This is a genomic window from Vulcaniibacterium tengchongense (genome assembly GCF_003814555.1).
GTDB lineage: Bacteria > Pseudomonadota > Gammaproteobacteria > Xanthomonadales > Xanthomonadaceae > Vulcaniibacterium > Vulcaniibacterium tengchongense.
Genome location: NZ_RKQN01000004.1, coordinates 32,127 through 49,868 on the forward strand (window position 1 = coordinate 32,127; position 17,742 = coordinate 49,868).

Genomic DNA, 17,742 nt, shown 5'->3' on the forward strand with positions numbered 1-17,742 from the left:
GCAGCAACCATCCGCATCACGCCCTAAGCCGGCCGCAGGGCCGCGCCGCGGCGCCGCGCGCTGCCTCCCCGACCGCCCCCGGGAAGCCCGTGCCGCTCGCGGCCGCGCTCATTCTTGGTCTCGTACTTATTACCGGGCTTGCCAGCGCGGAGTACGGGTTTGCGTAAGTAGAAAAGCGAATCCAGGTCGAAGAATCCAAGACCCCGCGCTCCGACCAGGCGCGGGGTCTTGCGTTTTCCGGCCCCGAAAAACCGCATCGAGGACCGACGCACCGTGAGAAGCAACGCCATCAAGCAAGGCCCCGCCCGCGCTCCCGCCCGCGCGATGCTGCGCGCCGCCGGGCTCGACGACGCGGCGATCGACCGGCCGCTGGTCGCGGTGGTGCACACCTGGACGGACGTGTCGCCGTGCAACCTCACCCTGCGCGAGCTGGCGCAGCACGTGCGCGAAGGCGTGCGCGAGCACGGCGGCACGCCGATCGAGTTCAACACCGTCGCGGTCACCGATGGCATCGCGATGGGCACCGACGGCATGCGCGCCTCGCTGGCTTCGCGCGAGACCATCGCCGACTCGATCGAGCTGGCGGTCAGCGGCCACTGCCTCGACGCGATGGTGCTGCTGGTCGGCTGCGACAAGACCATCCCGGCGGCGGCGATGGCGGCGGCGCGGCTCGACATCCCGACCGTGATCCTCTACGGCGGCACCATCCTGCCCGGGCATTGCCGCCAGGACGGCACCGACAAGCCGCTGACCGTGCAGGACGTGTTCGAGGCGGTGGGCGCGCATTCGGCCGGCCGGATCGACGACGCCGAGCTGCACCGCATCGAGTCGCACGCCTGCCCCGGCGCCGGCGCCTGCGGCGGCCAGTTCACCGCCAACACCATGGCGATGGTGCTGACCTTCCTCGGCCTGTCGCCGCTGCAGCTCAACGACATCCCGGCGGTGCACGCCGACAAGCCGGCGGCGGCGCGCCGCTGCGGGGCGCTGGCGATGCGGCTGTTGCGCGAAGGCGGGCCGAGGCCGCGCGCCCTGCTCTCCCCCGCCGCGCTGCGCAACGCGGCGCGCGCGGTCTCGGCCACCGCCGGCTCGACCAACGCGGCGCTGCACCTGCTGGCGATCGCGCACGAGGCCGGCGTGCCGTTCGACCTGGAGGAGTTCGAGGCCGCCGCGAGCACGCCGGTGATCGCCGACCTGAAGCCCGGCGGCCGCTACACCGCCGCGGAGATGTACGAACAGGGCGGCACCGCCCTGGTGGCGCGCGAACTGCGGGCGGCCGGTCTGATCGAGGACATTCCCACGGTCACCGGCCGCTGCTTTTTCGCCGAGCTGGACGCCGCGTGCGAATCCCTCGCGAAAGCCGCAGCCGCGGGCGGGGACTCGAACGCGGCGCGGGACGTGGTGCGCCCGGTGTCGGACCCGATCAAGCCGCGCGGCGGCTACTCGATCCTGTACGGCGACCTCGCCCCGGAGGGCTGCATCGTCAAGCTGGCCGGCCACGGCCGCGAGCGCTTCGAGGGCACGGCGCGGGTGTTCGACTCCGAGGAGGCCGCGTTCGCCGCGGTGCAGGCGCGGCGGATCCGCGCCGGCGACGTGGTGGTGATCCGCTTCGAAGGCCCGGCCGGCGGCCCCGGCATGCGCGAGATGCTGGCGGTGACCGCGGCGCTGGTCGGCCAGGGCCTGGGCAACGACGTCGCCCTGATCACCGACGGCCGCTTCAGCGGCGCCACCCACGGCTTCATGGTCGGCCACATCGCGCCGGAAGCGGCGCGCGGCGGGCCGATCGCGCGCCTGCGCGACGGCGACCGCGTGCGCATCGACGTGCGCGCGCGGCGCATCGACGCGGTCGGCGTCGACCTGGCCGCGCGCGAACCGGTGCGGATCGCGCCGCGCGTGACCACCGGCGTGCTGGCCAAGTACGCGCGTCTGGTCGGCTCGGCCGCGCGCGGTGCGGTGACCGCGCCGGGCCCGATCGATCCGAACTTCCAGGAACCCTCGTTCCACCCCGCAAGCGCGACGCCGAGCGAAGCGGCTCCCATCGGCCACGACCTTCCCCTCGCGCGCCTGCGGGGGAGCGATGGGGTGGAGGCCTCCGGCGCGACGCCTTCCCGCGCCTCCGCCCCTCACCCCCACCCTTTCCCGCAAGCGGGAGAGGGAGAACCAGGTTCCCGCCCCATCCACATCGCCCTCCAGGAAACGCCATGACCGCTCAGCACACACCCAAGATCGCCATCGTCGGCTACGGCAGCCAGGGCCGCGCGCACGCGCTCAACCTGCGCGACTCCGGCTTCGACGTCACCATCGGCCTGCGCCCCGGCGGCCCGACCGAACTCAAGGCCCGCGCCGACGGCTTCGTGGTCAAGTCGCCGGCCGAGGCGGTCAAGGGCGCCGAACTGGTCGCCGTGCTGACGCCGGACATGGTGCAGCCGCAGCTGTACGGCGAGGTCATCGAGCCGAACATCGCCCGGGGCGCCTGCCTGCTGTTCGCGCACGGCTTCAACGTCCATTACGGCCAGATCGTGCCGCGCGAGGACCTCGACGTGGTGCTGGTCGCGCCGAAGGGCCCGGGCGCGCTGGTGCGGCGCGAGTACGAGATCGGCCGCGGCGTGCCGGCGGTGTACGCGGTGCACCAGGACCGCAGCGGCCAGGCCGAGCAGCTCGCCCTCGGCTACTGCGCCGGCATCGGCGGCGCGCGCCAGAACGCGATCAAGACCACCTTCAAGGAAGAGACCGAGACCGACCTGTTCGGCGAGCAGGCGGTGCTGTGCGGCGGCGCCGCCAAGCTGGTGCAGGCCGGCTGGGAAACCCTGGTCGAGGCCGGCTACCAGCCGGAGATCGCCTACTACGAGTGCCTGCACGAACTGAAGCTGATCGTCGACCTGTTCTACGAGGGCGGCATCACCCGCATGCACGAGTTCATCAGCGAGACCGCGCAGTACGGCGCGCTGACCCGCGGCCCGTACGTGGTCGACGACGGCGCCCGCGCGCAGATGAAGAAGATCCTGAGCGAGATCCAGGACGGCACCTTCGCCCGCCAGTGGATCGCCGAGTACGCCGCCGGCAACGCCCACTACAAGGCGATGAAGCAGGCCGACCTCGAGCATCCGATCGAGGCGGTCGGCAAGAAGCTGCGCGCGAACATGAAATGGCTGTCCAGCGCCCCACCGAAGCCGGAAAAGAGCATCGAGCCTGCTTTCGGAGCGAAGGGTCCGCACATGGACGTGCGGGATTTCGCGCAGGAAGCGCAAGCGTGAATGCCGCCCGCTGGCTGGCGCAGGCCCTGATCGCCGAAGGCGTGGACACGCTGTTCGGCTACCCGGGCGGCGCGATCATGCCCTTCTACGACGCCCTGCACGCCTCGCCGCTGAAGCACGTGCTGGTCCGTCACGAGCAGGGGGCGGCGTTCGCCGCCAACGGCTACGCGCGGGCCAGCGGGCGCGTCGGCGTATGCGTGGCCACCTCCGGCCCGGGCGCTTCCAACCTGGTCACCGGCATCGCCGACGCGATGCTGGACTCGGTGCCGATGGTGGTCATCACCGGCCAGGTGCCGACCACGCTGATGGGGACCGACGCGTTCCAGGAGCTGGACGTGTTCGGCATGACCATGCCGATCGTCAAGCACAGCTTCCTCGCCCGCCGGGTCGAGGACCTGCCGCGGATGGTCGCCGAGGCGTTCCGCATCGCCCGCTCCGGCCGGCCCGGCCCGGTGCTGATCGACCTGCCCAAGGACGTGCAGGTCGCCGACGCCGCGCACCTGCCCGCGCACGCGCCGCTGCCGGTGGAGGCGCCGCCGCGGCCGTCCGATGCCTCGCTGCATGCGGCGCTGGCGCTGATCGCGCAGGCGCACAAGCCGGTGGTCTACGGCGGCGGCGGCATCGCCCTGGGCGAGGCGGTGCCGGCGTTCCGCACCTTCGTCGATGCCACCCAGATCCCGACCGTGCTGACCCTGCGCGGCCTCGGCGCGCTGCCGGCGCAGCATCCGCTGAACCTGGGCATGCTCGGCATGCACGGCAGCCGCGCGGCCAACCTGGCGGTGCAGGAGGCCGACCTGCTGATCGTGGTCGGCGCCCGCTTCGACGACCGCGCCACCGGCAAGCTGGCCGAGTTCGCGCCGCACGCGCGCGTCGTGCACATGGACCTGGACGCGGCGGAGATCTCCAAGCTGCGCCATGCCGACGTCGGCGTGCGCGGCGACATCCGCCACAGCCTGACCGCGCTGACCCTGCCCTGCGCGGCGCACCTGCACGGCCGCCACGGCGCCGCCCGCCGCGGCTGGCGCGCGGCCTGCCAGCAGCGCGCGCGCGAGCACGCCGCGCGCTACGACGCGCCGGGCGCGACGGTGTACGCGCCGGCGCTGCTGAAGCGGCTGTCGGAGCTGGCGCCGGACGCGGTGGTCTCCTGCGACGTCGGCCAGCACCAGATGTGGGTCGCCCAGCACTGGCAGTTGGCCGACCCGCGCAGGCACCTGACCAGCGGCGCGCTCGGCGCGATGGGCTTCGGCCTGCCGGCGGCGATCGGCGCGCAGCTGCAGGACCCGGCCGCGCAGGTGGTCTGCGTCAGCGGCGACGGCTCGTTCCTGATGAACGTGCAGGAGCTGGCGACGCTGCGCCGCTACCGCCTGCCGGTGAAGATCGTGCTGCTGGACAACCAGGCGCTGGGTATGGTCCGGCAGTGGCAGGAGCTGTTCTTCGACAAGCGCTATTCCGAGATCGACCTGTCCGACAACCCCGACTTCGGCGCGATCGCCCGCGCGTTCGGCATCCAGGCCCTGCAGGTCGAGCGCGCCGACGAGGTCGAGGACGCGCTGGCCGCGCTGCTGGCCGCCGACGGGCCGGCGCTGCTGCACGTGGCGATCGACCAGGCCGCCAACGTCTGGCCGCTGGTGCCGCCGAACCACAACAACGCGCAGATGCTCGACCCGGCGCTCGACGCCGCGGCCGACGCGCGCGCCGCCTCCCCCTCCGAGGACTCCCGCCATGCGATACCAGCTTGATCTGACCCTGCGACGAGCCGAAGGCGCGCTGGTGCGGGTACTGGGCGCGGCCGAGCGCCGCGGCTTCCGCCCGCTCGCGGTCGACGGCGAGGCCCAGCCCGACGGCGACCGCTGGCACCTGCGCCTGACCGTCGAAGGCGACCGCGCCGACGAGAACCTGCGCAGCCAGCTCGCCAAGCTCTACGACTGCCTCGCGGTGGAGGTGTCGCCATGTCGATGAACGACAAGGCGTACGCCGCCGCCGAAGGCCGGCGAACGGGCGGAACCGACCCCGAGGCCGGCGACTTCTCGGTCGCCTCCGCGGCGGCGGTCGCGCAGCCGAAGCCGCTGATGCTGTGGTTCGACGGCGCGCTGGTTCCCGCCGACGCGCCGCAGGCGCCGCTCACCAGCCACGCGCTGCACTACGGCACCGGCGTGTTCGAGGGCATCCGCAGCTACGCCACGCGCGATGGCGCGGCGGTGTTCCGCCTGCCCGAACATTTGGAGCGGATGCGCCGGGGCGCCGAGCTGCTGGGCATCGAGTTCGACCTGGCGCAGGCCTTCGACGCGACCCTGCAAACGCTGCGCGCGAACGGCCACCGCGACGCCTACATCCGCCCGCTGGCCTGGCTGGGCACCGGCCTCGACGGCATCACCGTCGGCCTGGACGTGCCGGGCCTGCGCCGGCACCTGATGGTGCTGACCCTGCCGACGGTGGTACACCTCAACGGCAAGCGCGCGCGACTGACGGTGTCGCCGTGGCGGCGCAACCCGGCCTCGTCGCTGCCGCCGCTGAAGCTGTGCGGCGCCTACGTCAACTCGATCCTGGCCAAGCGCGACTCGCGCCTGCGCGGCTTCGACGAGGCGCTGTTCGTGGACGGCGAGGGCTACGTGGTCGAGTGCACCGGCGCCAACGTGTTCATGGTCAAAGGCGGCCGGGTCACCGCGATCGAGCACCCGGACGCACTGCCCGGCATCACCCGCGACACGGTGATCGCGCTCAGCGGTGCCGAGTCGCGCCCGGTCACCCACCACGAGCTGCTCGACGCCGACGAGGTGTTCGTCTGCGGCACCGCCGCCGAGGTGGCGCCGGTCAGCGCGCTGGACCGGCGCGAATTCGGCGACAACCCGGTCACGCGCGAGCTGCAGGCGCTGTACGCGCGCGTCGTGCGCGGCGAGGAGCCGGCCCACGCGCACTGGCTGACGGCGGTCTGAGGCGATGGACGGCGATTCCCCCGACGTAGGCGAAGTACGCGTCTCCGCCGCCGACGTGCTGGCGGCGCAAGCGCGCCTGCGCCGCTACCTGCCGCCGACGCCGCTGCACCATGCCGAGCGCTTCGGCTGCTGGCTGAAGCTGGAGAACCTGCAGCGCACCGGTTCGTACAAGGTGCGCGGCGCGCTCAACGCGCTGCTGGCCGCGCGCGAACGCGGCGACCACCGCCCGGTGATCGCCGCCTCGGCCGGCAACCATGCGCAGGGCCTGGCCTGGGCCGCCTACCGCCTCGGTGTCAACGCGATCACGGTGATGCCGCGCGGCGCGCCGCAGACCAAGATCGCCGGCGTCGCCCACTGGGGCGCCACGGTGCGCCTGCACGGCGACAGCTACGACGAAGCCAAGGCCTTCGCCGCCGAACTGGCGGCGCAGAACGGCTACCGCCTGCTGTCGGCCTTCGACGACCCGGACGTGATCGCCGGCCAGGGCACGGTCGGGCTGGAGCTGGCGGCGCTGATGCCGGACGTGGTGCTGGTGCCGATCGGCGGCGGCGGGCTCGCCGCCGGCGTCGCGCTGGCGCTGAAGGCGCAGGGGGTGAAGGTGATCGGCGCGCAGGTCGAGGGCGTCGATGCGATGCGCCGCGCGCTGAACGGCGAGGCCGGCCTGCGCGAGCCGCGGGCGACCTTGGCCGACGGCGTGCGGGTGAAGGATCCCGGCCGGCTGACTCGGCGCATGCTCGCCGACCTGCTCGACGACATCGTCGTGGTGCGCGAGGCCGAGCTGCGCGAGACGCTGGTGCGGCTGGCGCTGGAGGAGCACGTGATCGCCGAGGGCGCCGGCGCGCTGGCGCTGGCCGCCGGGCGCCGCGTCGCCGGCCGGCGCAAGTGCGCGGTGGTCTCCGGCGGCAACCTCGACGCCGGCGTGCTCGCCCAGCTGCTGTCCGACGTGCGCCCGCGCGCGCCGCGCCGGCCGCGCCGGCGCCAGCGCGAACTGCCGGCGCAGGCCGTCGCGGAGCCGGCCATCGCCACCTTGATTCCCGCCGCCCAGAGTTCCGCTTCCTTTTCCGCACCACCGCCGCGCGCCGTTGCCCCCGCGCGCGCGCACGACGAGGAGATTTACGCATGAGCGACCCAGCAGCCCGAGTACGCATCTTCGACACCAGCCTGCGCGACGGCGAACAGTCGCCCGGCTGCAGCATGACCGCGCCGCAGAAGCTGCGCTTCGCCCATGCGCTGGCCGAACTCGGGGTGGACTACATCGAGGCCGGCTTCCCGGCCAGTTCGGCCGCGGACATGGAGGCGGTGCGGGCGATCGCGCGCGAGGTCCGCGGCGCCGCCGTCGCCACCCTGGCGCGCTGCCACCCCGGCGACATCGACGCCTGCGCGCGGGCGCTGGAAGGCGCCGCTCACCCGCGCATCCACGTGTTCATCTCGACCAGCCCGCTGCACCGCGAGCACAAGCTGGGCCTGGACCGGGCCCAGGTGCTGGAGCGCGCGGTGGCCGCGGTGGAACTGGCGCGCCGGTACGTCGACGACGTCGAGTTCTCCGCCGAGGACGCGCTGCGCACCGAGCCGGAGTACCTGGCCGAGGTCTGCAGCGCCGCGGTCGCCGCCGGCGCGCGCACCCTGAACATCCCCGACACCGTCGGCTACACCACGCCCAGCGAGATCCGCGCGCTGTTCGAGTACCTGCGCGCCAACGTCCGCGACGCCGAGCGGGCGGTGTTCAGCGCGCACTGCCACAACGACCTGGGCCTGGCGGTGGCCAATTCGTTGGCGGCGATCGAGGGCGGCGCGCGCCAGGTCGAGTGCACGATCAACGGCATCGGCGAGCGCGCCGGCAACTGCGCGCTGGAGGAACTGGTGATGGCGCTGCGCGTGCGCGGCGAGTACTACCGCGCGCACACCCGCATCGACGCCCGGCGGCTGGTGCCGACCTCGCGCCTGCTCTCGCGCATCACCGGCATGGCGGTGCAGCGCAACAAGGCGGTGGTCGGGCAGAACGCGTTCGCGCACGAGTCCGGCATCCACCAGCACGGCATGCTCAAGCACCGCGGCACCTACGAGATCATGCGCCCGGAGGACGTCGGCTGGGCGCAGTCGCAGATGGTGATGGGCCGGCACAGCGGCCGCGCCGCGCTCAACGACCGCCTGCAGGCGCTGGGCTTCAACCTCGACGAGGCGCAGCTCAACGCGGTGTTCGCCGGCTTCAAGGCGCTGGCGGAGAAGAAGCGCGAGGTGTTCGACGCCGACCTGGAAGCGCTGGTGCTGGGCAGCGACGCGCGCGCCACGCGCGGCTGGCGGCTGGCGCGGCTGCACGTCAGCACCGGCGCCGCCGAGGACAGCCTGCCCACCGCCAGCGTCAAGCTGGTCGAGCCGGAGGGCGCCACGGTCAGCGAGGCCGCGGTCGGCGACGGCCCGGTGCACGCGCTGTTCGCCGCGCTGGCGCGCGCCACCGGGCTGGGGCTGGAGATCGACAGCTACCAGGTGTCCAGCGTGACCACCGGCGACGACGCCCAGGGCCAGGCGCAGGTGATCGCGCGCGTCGACGGCGCCGAGCTGACCGGCTCCGGCACCAGCACCGACATCCTCGAGGCCAGCGCGCTGGCCTGGCTGGACGTCGCCAACCGCGTGCTGCGCCTGCGCCAGGCGCCGCCGCGGCGCGAGGCGCTGCGCGCCTGACGACGGGAACGGAAGACGAGCAACGAGAACCGAGAGAACGCCCGCCCATGACGCCCAAGACCCTGTTCGACAAACTGTGGGACGCCCACGTCGTCGCGCCCGAGAGCGACGCCGCGCCCGCGGTGCTGTACATCGACCTGCACCTGATCCACGAGGTGACCTCGCCGCAGGCCTTCGCCGAGCTCGACGCGCGCGGCCTGCCGGTGCGCCGCCCCGACCGCACCAAGGCCACGCTCGACCACTCCACCCCGACCCTGCCCCCCGGCGCCGACGGCAAACGGCCCTATGCGAGCGCCGAGGCGCGCGCGCAAGTCGACAGGCTGCGCCAGAACTGCGCCCGCCACGGCGTCGAGCTGTTCGACTACGACAGCCCGCACCGCGGCATCGTCCACGTGATGGGCCCGGAGCTGGGCCTGACCCAGCCCGGCATGACCATCGTCTGCGGCGACAGCCACACCGCCACCCACGGCGCGTTCGGCGCGCTGGCGTTCGGCATCGGCACCAGCGAGGTCGGCCACGTGCTGGCCACCCAGTGCCTGCTGCAGCGCAAGCCCAAGACGCTGGCGATCAACGTCGAAGGCGAGCTGCGCCCGGGGGTGACGGCGAAGGACCTGATCCTGCACGTGATCGGCGTGATCGGCGTCGGCGGCGGCACCGGCCACGTCATCGAGTACCGCGGCTCGGCCATCCGCGCGCTGTCGATGGAGGAGCGGATGACGGTGTGCAACATGTCGATCGAGGCCGGCGCCCGCGCCGGCCTGGTGGCGCCGGACGACGCCACGTTCGATTACCTGCGCGGCCGGCCCTGCGCGCCGCAGGGCGCGGCGTTCGACGCCGCGGTCGAGCGCTGGCGGCGGCTGCGCAGCGACGAGGGCGCGCGCTTCGACCGCGAGGTGCACATCGACGCCGGCGACATCCTGCCGACCGTCACCTGGGGCACGCACCCGGGCCAGGTCGCGGCGGTGTCCGCGCGGGTGCCGGCCGCGGCCGGCAGCGACGAGGCCAAGGCGCGCGAGTACATGGGCTGGGAACCCGGCGCGGCCCTGGCCGGGCGGCCGGTCGACGTGGTCTTCGTCGGCAGCTGCACCAACTCGCGTCTGTCGGACCTGCGCCAGGCCGCGGCGGTGCTGCGCGGCCGGCGCGTGCACCCGCGCGTGCGCATGCTGGTGGTGCCGGGCTCGGAGCGGGTGAAGCGCGAAGCGGAAGCCGAGGGCATCGACGCGATCGTGCGCGCCGCCGGCGCGGAATGGCGCGAACCGGGCTGCTCGATGTGCATCGCGATGAACGGCGACCTGGTAGGCCCCGGCCAGCTCGCGGTCTCCACCAGCAACCGCAACTTCGAGGGCCGCCAGGGCAAGGGCGCGCGCACCGTGCTGGCCTCGCCGCTGACCGCGGCGGCCTGCGCGGTGGCCGGCGAGATCGTCGACCCGCGGCCGTACCTGGCCGCGGAGCGGCCGTCGGTATCGCTGGAGGTCGCCTGATGCCGCGGACGGCCACGACGACCCGGCCGGCGAATCGCGCCCTGGCCCGCCATCCCCGCCCGCGCGCGCGGGCCGGACACGACATTCCGGAGTTCCCCTGATGCGCCCCTTCACCGAACTGACCTCGCGCACCGTGGTGCTGCGCGAGCGCAACATCGACACCGACCAGATCATCCCGGCGCGCTTCCTCACCACCACCGAGCGCAAGGGCCTGGGCAAGCACGCCTTCCACGACTGGCGCTATCTCGCCGACGGCTCGCCGAACCCGGAGTTCCCGTTCAACCGCGCGGAGAACGCGGGCGCGCGCATCCTGGTCGCCGGGCGCAACTTCGGCTGCGGCTCCTCGCGCGAGCACGCGCCGTGGGCGCTCACCGACCTCGGCCTGCGCGCGGTGATCAGCGCCGAGATCGCCGACATCTTCCGCAGCAACGCGCTGAAGAACGGCCTGCTGCCGATCGTCCTCGAGGAAAGCGTGGTCGACGCGCTGCTCGAGCATCCCGGCGTCGAGCTGCACATCGATGTCGCCGCCCGCAGCGTGCGCCTGCCCGGCGGCGGCACCGCCGAGTTCCCGCTCGATGCCTTCGCCCGGACCTGCCTGCTCGAAGGCGTCGACCAGCTCGGCTACCTGCTGAAGCAGGCGCCCGCCATCCAACGCTACGAAGCCATGCACGAGAGGAGCCTGCATCATGCGCGCTGACATCGTCGTCCTGCCCGGCGACGGCATCGGTCCGGAAGTCACCGCCGCCGCGGTCGAAGTGCTGCAGGCCGTGGGCCTGCGCTACGGCCACCAGTTCCGCTTCGCCGAGCACCGGATCGGCGGCGCCGCGATCGACGCCACCGGCGAGGCGCTGCCGGCCGCGACGCTGGAGGCGGCGCGGCGCGCCGACGCGGTGCTGCTCGGCGCGGTCGGCGGGCCGAAGTGGTCGGACCCCAAGGCGCCGGTGCGCCCGGAGCAGGGCCTGCTGGCGATCCGCAAGGCGCTCGGCCTGTACGCCAACCTGCGCCCGGTGAAGCCGCACCCCGCGGCGCTCGGCGCCTCGCCGATCAAGCCGCACCTGCTCAGCGGCGTCGACCTGATCGTGGTGCGCGAGCTGACCGGCGGCATCTACTTCGGCCAGAAGCAGCGCGGCGCCGACCGCGCCAGCGACGTGTGCGAGTACAGCGTGGCCGAGATCGAGCGCACGATCCGCCATGCCTGCACGCTGGCGCGCGGCCGCCGCGGCAAGGTCACCTCGGTCGACAAGGCCAACGTGCTGGAGACCTCGCGGCTGTGGCGCGAGGTCGCGACCCGCGTCGCCGCCGAGGAATTCCCCGACGTGCGGCTGGAGCACCAGCTGGTCGACTCGATGGCGATGCACCTGCTGGCCAAGCCGCGCGAGTACGACGTGATCGTCACCGAGAACATGTTCGGCGACATCCTCACCGACGAGGCCTCGATGCTGGCCGGCTCGCTGGGCCTGCTGCCCTCGGCCTCGCTCGGCGAGGCCGGCGCCGACGGCGCGGCCGCGCCGGGCCGGCAGATCGGCCTGTACGAGCCGATCCACGGCTCCGCGCCGGACATCGCCGGCCGCGGCGTCGCCAATCCCTACGCCACCATCCTCAGCGCCGCGCTGCTGCTGCGGCATTCGCTGGGCCTGGAGGACGAGGCGCGCTGCGTCGAGAAGGCGGTGGACGGCGCGCTCGAGGCCGGCGTGTTCACCGCCGACCTGGCCCCGGCCGGCCGCGGCGTGTCGACCCGCGCCGCCACCGCCGCGGTGCTGGAGCAGCTGCAACTGGAATGCCAGCCGGTGGTGCTGCGCGACTGACCCCGGTCAACACAAGCGGTCCGCGCGCAACGCGCGCGCTCTCTCTCCAGCCTCGGGCCGCTCGGCCCGCACCCCCGCCCCCTCCCCGGTTTCGGGGAGGGGTTTTTGTTTTCCCGCCCGCGCGGGGAAGCGGCGCCACGCGGCAGGGGCAGGCGAGGCACCGCCGGTGCCCCCGTTCCGCGGCACCGCGCGGGCTGAGCGCCTCATGCCCCCTGCGGCGGCTTCACCTTGAACCACGCCGCGTACAGCGCCGGCAGGAACAGCAGGGTCAGGAACGTCGCCACGGTCAGCCCGCCCATGATCGCCACCGCCATCGGCCCGAAGAACGCGCTGCGCGACAGCGGGATCATCGCCAGGATCGCCGCCGCCGCGGTCAGCACGATCGGGCGGAAGCGGCGCACGGTGGCCTCGACGATCGCCTGCCACGGCGTCGCGCCTTCGCGGATGTCGTGTTCGATCTGGTCGACCAGGATCACCGAGTTGCGCATGATCATGCCCGCCAGCGCGATCGTGCCGAGCATCGCCACGAACCCGAACGGCACCCGGAACACCAGCAGGAACAGGGTCACGCCGATCAGCCCCAGCGGCGCGGTCAGCATCACCATGATGCTGCGCGAGAAGCTGCGCAACTGCAGCATCAGCAGGGTGAACACCACGAACACGAACAGCGGCATGCCGGCGTTGACCGAGCGCTGGCCGCGCCCGGAATCCTCGACGCTGCCGCCGATCTGGATCGAGTAGCCGTACGGCAGCTTCGCCCGCAGCGCGTCCAGCGTCGGCGAGATCTGCGCGGTCACGGTCGCCGGCTGGGTGCCGTCGTAGATGTCGGCGCGCACGGTCATGGTCGGGCGGCGGTCGCGGTGCCAGATGATGCCCTCCTCGAAGCCGTACTCGAGCGTGGCGACCTGGCTCAGCGGCACGCTGGCGCCGCTCTCGGTCGGCACCATCAGGCTGCCGAGCATGTCCACGCGCAGGCGGTCCTCGGCCGGGCCGCGCAGCAGCATCTCGATCAGCTCGTTGCCCTCGCGGTACACGCTCACGTGCGCGCCGGACAGCGAGCCGGTGAGGAACTGCGACAGCCGCGCCGAGCTCACGCCCAACGCCCGCGCCCGCTCCTGGTCGAGCTGCAGCCGCACCACCTTGTTCGGCTCGTCCCAGTCCAGGTTCACGTTGGCCACGTGCGGGTTCTCGCGCATCTTCGCCTGCACCTGGTAGGCGATCGCGCGGACCTGGTCGATGTGCTCGCCGGAGACCCGGAACTGCACCGGATAGCCGACCGGCGGCCCGTTCTCCAGCCGGGTCACGCGCATCTGCAGTTCGGGGAAGCGCGGGAACACGTCCTCCAGCAGCCAGCTGCGGATCGCCTCGCGCGCCTCCAGGTCCCTGGGCGCCAGCACGAACTGGGCGAAGTTCGCCGCCGGCAGCTGCTGGTCCAGCGGCAGGTAGTAGCGCGGCGAGCCGGTGCCGACGTAGGCGACGAAGTTGGCCAGGTCCTTGCGCTGCGCCAGGATCCTCTCCAGCCGGTACGCCTGCTCCGTGGTGGCGCGCAGCGAGCTGCCCTCGGCCAGCTCCATGTCCACCATCAGCTCCGGCCGGGTCGAATCCGGGAAGAACTGCTGCGGCACGAAGCGGAACAGGAACACCGAGGCGACGAACGCCGCCGCAGTGACGCCGATCACCAGCCAGCGCCGGCGCACGCAGAACTCGACCCAGCCGCGGAAGCGGCGGTAGAACGGCGTCGCGTACGGGTCGTGCGCATGGCCGTCGATCGGCGGCCTCGGCGCGACGACGCCGCGCAGGCGCGGGAAGCGCCGCGCCAGGCGCTCGCGGAACCCGCGCCAGCGCGCCGGCAGCGAGCCGGGCCGCGGCGGCTTGGCGGCGTGGCCGTAGTCCGGCAGCAGCTTGTCGCCGAGGTAGGGAATGAACGCCACCGCCGCGATCCACGACACCAGCAGCGCGATGGTCACCACCTCGAACAGCGAGCGGGTGTACTCGCCGGTGGACGACTTGGCGGTGGCGATCGGCAGGAAGCCGGCCGCGGTGATCAGGGTGCCGGTGAGCATCGGGAAGGCGGTGCTCTCCCACGCGAACGCCGCGGCCTTGAGCCGGCTGAAGCCCTGCTCCATCTTGATCGCCATCATCTCCACCGCGATGATCGCGTCGTCGACCAGCAGGCCCAACGCCAGCACCAGCGCGCCCAGCGAGATCTTGTGCAGGCCGACGCCGAAGAAGTCCATCACCGCGAAGGTCATCGCCAGCACCAGCGGGATCGACAGCGCCACCACCAGGCCGGTGCGCAGGCCGAGCGAGAAGAAGCTCACCAGCAGCACGATCGCCACCGCCTCGGCGAGCACGCGCACGAAGTCGCCGACCGAGGCCTGCACCGCCGCCGGCTGGTCCGACACCTTGCGCAGGCGCATCCCGGCCGGCAGCGTCTCCTGCAGGCGCGCGAACTCGGATTCCAGGGTCTTGCCGAGCTTGAGGATGTCGCCGCCCTGGCGCATCGCCACGCCGATGCCGATCGCGTCCTCGCCCATGAAGCGCATCCGCGGCTGCGGCGGGTCGGCGAAACCGCGCCGCACGTCGGCGACGTCGCCGAGGCGGAAGGTGCGGTCGCCGACCCGGATCGGGAACTCGCGGATCTCCTCGACCGAGCGGAACTTGCCGCCGACCCGCAGCGCCACCCGGGTGCTGCCGGTCTCGAAGAAGCCGGCCGGCGCCATCGCGTTCTGCTCGTCCAGCGCCTGCTGCACCGCCGCCGCCGGCACGCCGAGCGTGGCCAGCTTGACGTTGGACAGCTCGATCCAGATCTTCTCGTCCTGCACGCCGAACAGCTCGATCTTGCCCACGTCCGGCAATTCCTGCAGCGCCAGCTGCACGCGCTCGGCGTAGTCCTTGAGCACGGCGTAGTCGAAGCCTTGGCCGGTCAGCGCGTAGATGTTGCCGAAGGTGTCGCCGAATTCGTCGTTGAAGAACGGCCCGACCACGTCGCCGGGCAGGGTCGCGCGGATGTCGCCGACCTTCTTGCGCACCTGGTACCACAGCGGGTCGATGTCCTTGGAGCGCAGCGAATCCTTGGCCACGAACATCACCTGCGACTCGCCGGCGCGCGAGTACGAGCGGATGAACTCGTACTGGCCGGTCTCCATCAGCTTCTTCTCGATCCGCTCGGTCACCTGGCGCGAGACTTCCTCGGCGGTCGCGCCGGGCCAGAGGGTGCGGATCACCATCACCTTGAAGGTGAAGGGCGGGTCCTCGCTGCGCCCGAGGCGCATGTACGACAGGGCGCCGGCGATCGCCATCACCAGCATCGCGTAGACGATCAGGCTGCGATGGCGCAGCGCCCATTCGGAAAGGTTGAAGCGCATGGGTCAGCTCGGTTGGGCCGCCTCTCCGCGAGCCGGAGAGAAAGGGGTGGAAGCGAAAGAAGACGAACGCATCCGCGGCGCCGCGCGCCGGCGGATGCCCCGTTTCCCCGCGAGGCAGCGAAGCGCTCGCATCCTCCCGCTCGCGCTTGCGGGAGAGGGTTGGGGCGAGGGCACGGAGCGCTCGCTCCGCCCAGGCGCTTCGTCCGCGAGCGGGCGAGGGGCGCGGGCGCGCGGCGGGAAGCGCCTCGGATGAGCGAACCGGACCATTCGGGGAAGCCGCCTCGGCTCAGCGGGTTTGCAGGGGCCGGTTCTCGCGGTCGACCGGGGCGACCTTCTGCCCCGGCCGCAGCAGGTGCCCGCCGGCGGCGACGATCCAGTCGTCCGCCGACAGGCCGCTCTTCACCGGCACGCGGTCCTCGCCGTAGGGGCCGAGCCGCACCGGCTGCAGGCGCAGGCTCGAGGTCTTCGGGTCGATCACGTACACCGCCGGCGCCCCGCCCGGGCCGCGCTGCACCGCCGCCAGCGGCACGCTGAGGCTGCCGTGGCCGTCGCTGCGCAGGTACACGCGCGCGCTCTGGCCCAGTTCCAGGGCGTCGCCGGGCGCGTCCACGGTCACGCGCGCGGCGTAGGTGCGCGACGCCGGGTCCGCGGCCGGGGCGATCTCGCGGATGCGCCCGTCCCAGCGCCGCTGCGGCTGCGACCACAGCTCGACCTGCACCGGCCGGCCCGGCTTCACCCCCGCGACCAGGCCTTCCGGCAGCGCGAAGGCGACCTCGCGCACGCCGTCCGCGGCCAGGGTGAACACCGTCTGCCCGGCCGCGACCACCTGGCCGATCTCGCCGCCGCGCGAGGCGATCACGCCAGCGCGCGGCGCGCGCAGCTCGGCGTACGCGGCCTGGTTGCGCGCGACCACCAGGTTGGCGCGGGCCGCGTCGACCTGGCCCTGCGCCGCCTTGGCCGCGGTGACCTGCGCGTCCAGCGCGGAACGGCTGACCAGCTGCGAGGCGGCAAGCCGCGCGTAGCGCGCCTGCTCGGCGCGGGCGCGCTCGTACTCGGCCTCGGCCGCGGCCAGTTGCGCCTGCGCCGCGCGCACCTGCGCCTGCAGGTCGCCCGGGTCCAGCACCGCCAGCACCTGCCCGGCGCGGACGTGGTCGCCGACCTCGGCCCGGCGCTCGACCAGCTTGCCGCCGACGCGGAACGCCAGCGGGCTTTCGTGGCGCGCGCGCACTTCGCCGGCGAAGGCCGTGGCGGCGTGCCCGGACGCGACCGGGTGCACCGCCAGCACCGGCCGCGGCGACTCCTGCGGCGCCGGCGCGCCGCCGCAGCCGGCGAGGGCGAGGGCGAGCAGCAGCGGCCAGGCCCAGGCGGCGCGGCGGACGGGGACGGGAGGACGGCTGCGCATTGCGGGAACCTCGCGGCTGAATTAATGTACTTGCCAGTACTGTATAAATAACAAACCCGTTAGTCTAGTATTTACCGCATGACCGCTTCGCGCCACCCCGCCCCGGCCAAAGCCAAGGCCGCCCTCCCCGACGCCCGGCCGAGCGGGCCGGGCCGGCCCAAGGACATGGGCAAGCGCGCGGCGATCCTCGAGGCGGCCAAGCGGATGTTCACCCTGCACGGCTACGAGGGCTCGAGCATGGACCAGATCGCGGCCGAGGCCGGGGTGTCCAAGCTCACCGTGTACAGCCATTTCGGCGACAAGGAGACGCTGTTCGCCGCCGCGGTGGAATCGCACTGCGAGACCTCGCTGCCGCCGTCGCTGTTCGAGCCCGCGCCGGAGGTCCCGCTGCGCGAACGGCTGCTGGACATCGCCCGCGCGTTCTACGCGATGGTCACCGATCCGGAAGCCGTCGCCGGCCACCGCATGCTGTGCACGCCCCAGGTCGCCGCGACCGCGCTGCCCAAGCTGTTCTGGGAAGCCGGGCCGGTGCGGGTGCAGGGCGACTTCGCCGCGCTGCTGGCGCGGCGCATCGCCGCCGGCGAGCTCGACATCCCGGACGTGCCGCGCGCGGCCGGGCAGTTCTTCGCCCTGGTCAAGGGCGAGCCGCACGCGCGCCTGGTGTTCGGCGGCCCGGCGCCGTCGCCGGAGGAGGTCGAGGCGCATCTGGCCGCGTCGGTCGACCTGTTCCTGCGCGCCTACGGCACCGCGCCGGCGGCGAAGAAGCGCGGGGCCGGGCGGTGAGCGCGGCGGTGACGCAGGTCGCGGTTACTTCTGGCACTCA

13 protein-coding genes are annotated in these 17,742 nt (G+C 73.2%); 11 read left to right on the top strand and 2 right to left on the bottom strand.

The genetic code is table 11. The annotated features are described in order from the left end of the window. Positions 1 to 273 precede the first annotated feature (273 nt). The 10 genes from ilvD (at position 274) to leuB (ending at position 12,149) form a co-directional block, all read left to right on the top strand. Positions 274 to 2,202 (top strand): dihydroxy-acid dehydratase, encoded by a 1,929-nt coding sequence (gene ilvD / locus EDC50_RS13275; RefSeq protein WP_123770972.1) that lies wholly within the window; start codon positions 274 to 276, stop codon positions 2,200 to 2,202. After that, a complete protein-coding gene (ilvC, locus tag EDC50_RS13280; protein ID WP_123770973.1) occupies positions 2,199 to 3,251 on the top strand; it encodes a ketol-acid reductoisomerase in 1,053 nt (350 codons plus the stop codon). The genes ilvD and ilvC overlap by 4 nt, the downstream gene beginning before the upstream one ends. Next, complete coding sequence (ilvG, locus tag EDC50_RS13285; protein WP_242003027.1) at positions 3,248 to 4,990, top strand: acetolactate synthase 2 catalytic subunit; 1,743 nt, start codon at positions 3,248 to 3,250, stop codon at positions 4,988 to 4,990. Before ilvC ends, ilvG begins: the two co-directional genes overlap by 4 nt. Next, a complete protein-coding gene (locus EDC50_RS13290; protein WP_123770975.1) occupies positions 4,974 to 5,210 on the top strand; it encodes an ACT domain-containing protein in 237 nt (78 codons plus the stop codon). Before ilvG ends, EDC50_RS13290 begins: the two co-directional genes overlap by 17 nt. After that, entirely contained in the window at positions 5,201 to 6,184 is a 984-nt protein-coding gene (locus tag EDC50_RS13295; RefSeq protein ID WP_123770976.1) for an aminotransferase class IV, read from the top strand. The genes EDC50_RS13290 and EDC50_RS13295 overlap by 10 nt, the downstream gene beginning before the upstream one ends. A 4-nt stretch (positions 6,185 to 6,188) precedes the next feature. Beyond that, a complete protein-coding gene (locus tag EDC50_RS13300) occupies positions 6,189 to 7,307 on the top strand; it encodes a threonine dehydratase (protein WP_123770977.1) in 1,119 nt (372 codons plus the stop codon). Next, entirely contained in the window at positions 7,304 to 8,863 is a 1,560-nt protein-coding gene (locus EDC50_RS13305; RefSeq protein WP_123770978.1) for a 2-isopropylmalate synthase, read from the top strand. The genes EDC50_RS13300 and EDC50_RS13305 overlap by 4 nt, the downstream gene beginning before the upstream one ends. Before the next feature lie 47 nt (positions 8,864 to 8,910). After that, a complete protein-coding gene (gene leuC / locus EDC50_RS13310; RefSeq protein ID WP_123770979.1) occupies positions 8,911 to 10,344 on the top strand; it encodes a 3-isopropylmalate dehydratase large subunit in 1,434 nt (477 codons plus the stop codon). Positions 10,345 to 10,444: 100 nt separating this feature from the next. Next, positions 10,445 to 11,041 (top strand): 3-isopropylmalate dehydratase small subunit, encoded by a 597-nt coding sequence (gene leuD, locus EDC50_RS13315; RefSeq protein WP_123770980.1) that lies wholly within the window; start codon positions 10,445 to 10,447, stop codon positions 11,039 to 11,041. After that, positions 11,031 to 12,149: a 3-isopropylmalate dehydrogenase gene (gene leuB / locus EDC50_RS13320; RefSeq protein ID WP_123770981.1), complete on the top strand. Its 1,119-nt coding sequence runs from the start codon at positions 11,031 to 11,033 to the stop codon at positions 12,147 to 12,149. Before leuD ends, leuB begins: the two co-directional genes overlap by 11 nt. A 203-nt stretch (positions 12,150 to 12,352) precedes the next feature. On the opposite strand, the gene EDC50_RS13325 is transcribed toward leuB, so the two are convergent. Further along, positions 12,353 to 15,517: an efflux RND transporter permease subunit gene (locus tag EDC50_RS13325; RefSeq protein WP_123770982.1), complete on the bottom strand. Its 3,165-nt coding sequence runs from the start codon at positions 15,515 to 15,517 to the stop codon at positions 12,353 to 12,355. A gap of 286 nt (positions 15,518 to 15,803) precedes the next feature. Beyond that, positions 15,804 to 16,919 (bottom strand): efflux RND transporter periplasmic adaptor subunit, encoded by a 1,116-nt coding sequence (locus tag EDC50_RS13330; protein ID WP_123770983.1) that lies wholly within the window; start codon positions 16,917 to 16,919, stop codon positions 15,804 to 15,806. Positions 16,920 to 16,997: 78 nt separating this feature from the next. On the opposite strand from EDC50_RS13330, the gene EDC50_RS13335 reads away from it, so the two are divergent. Then, positions 16,998 to 17,702: a TetR/AcrR family transcriptional regulator gene (locus EDC50_RS13335; RefSeq protein WP_123770984.1), complete on the top strand. Its 705-nt coding sequence runs from the start codon at positions 16,998 to 17,000 to the stop codon at positions 17,700 to 17,702. Positions 17,703 to 17,742: the final 40 nt, after the last annotated feature.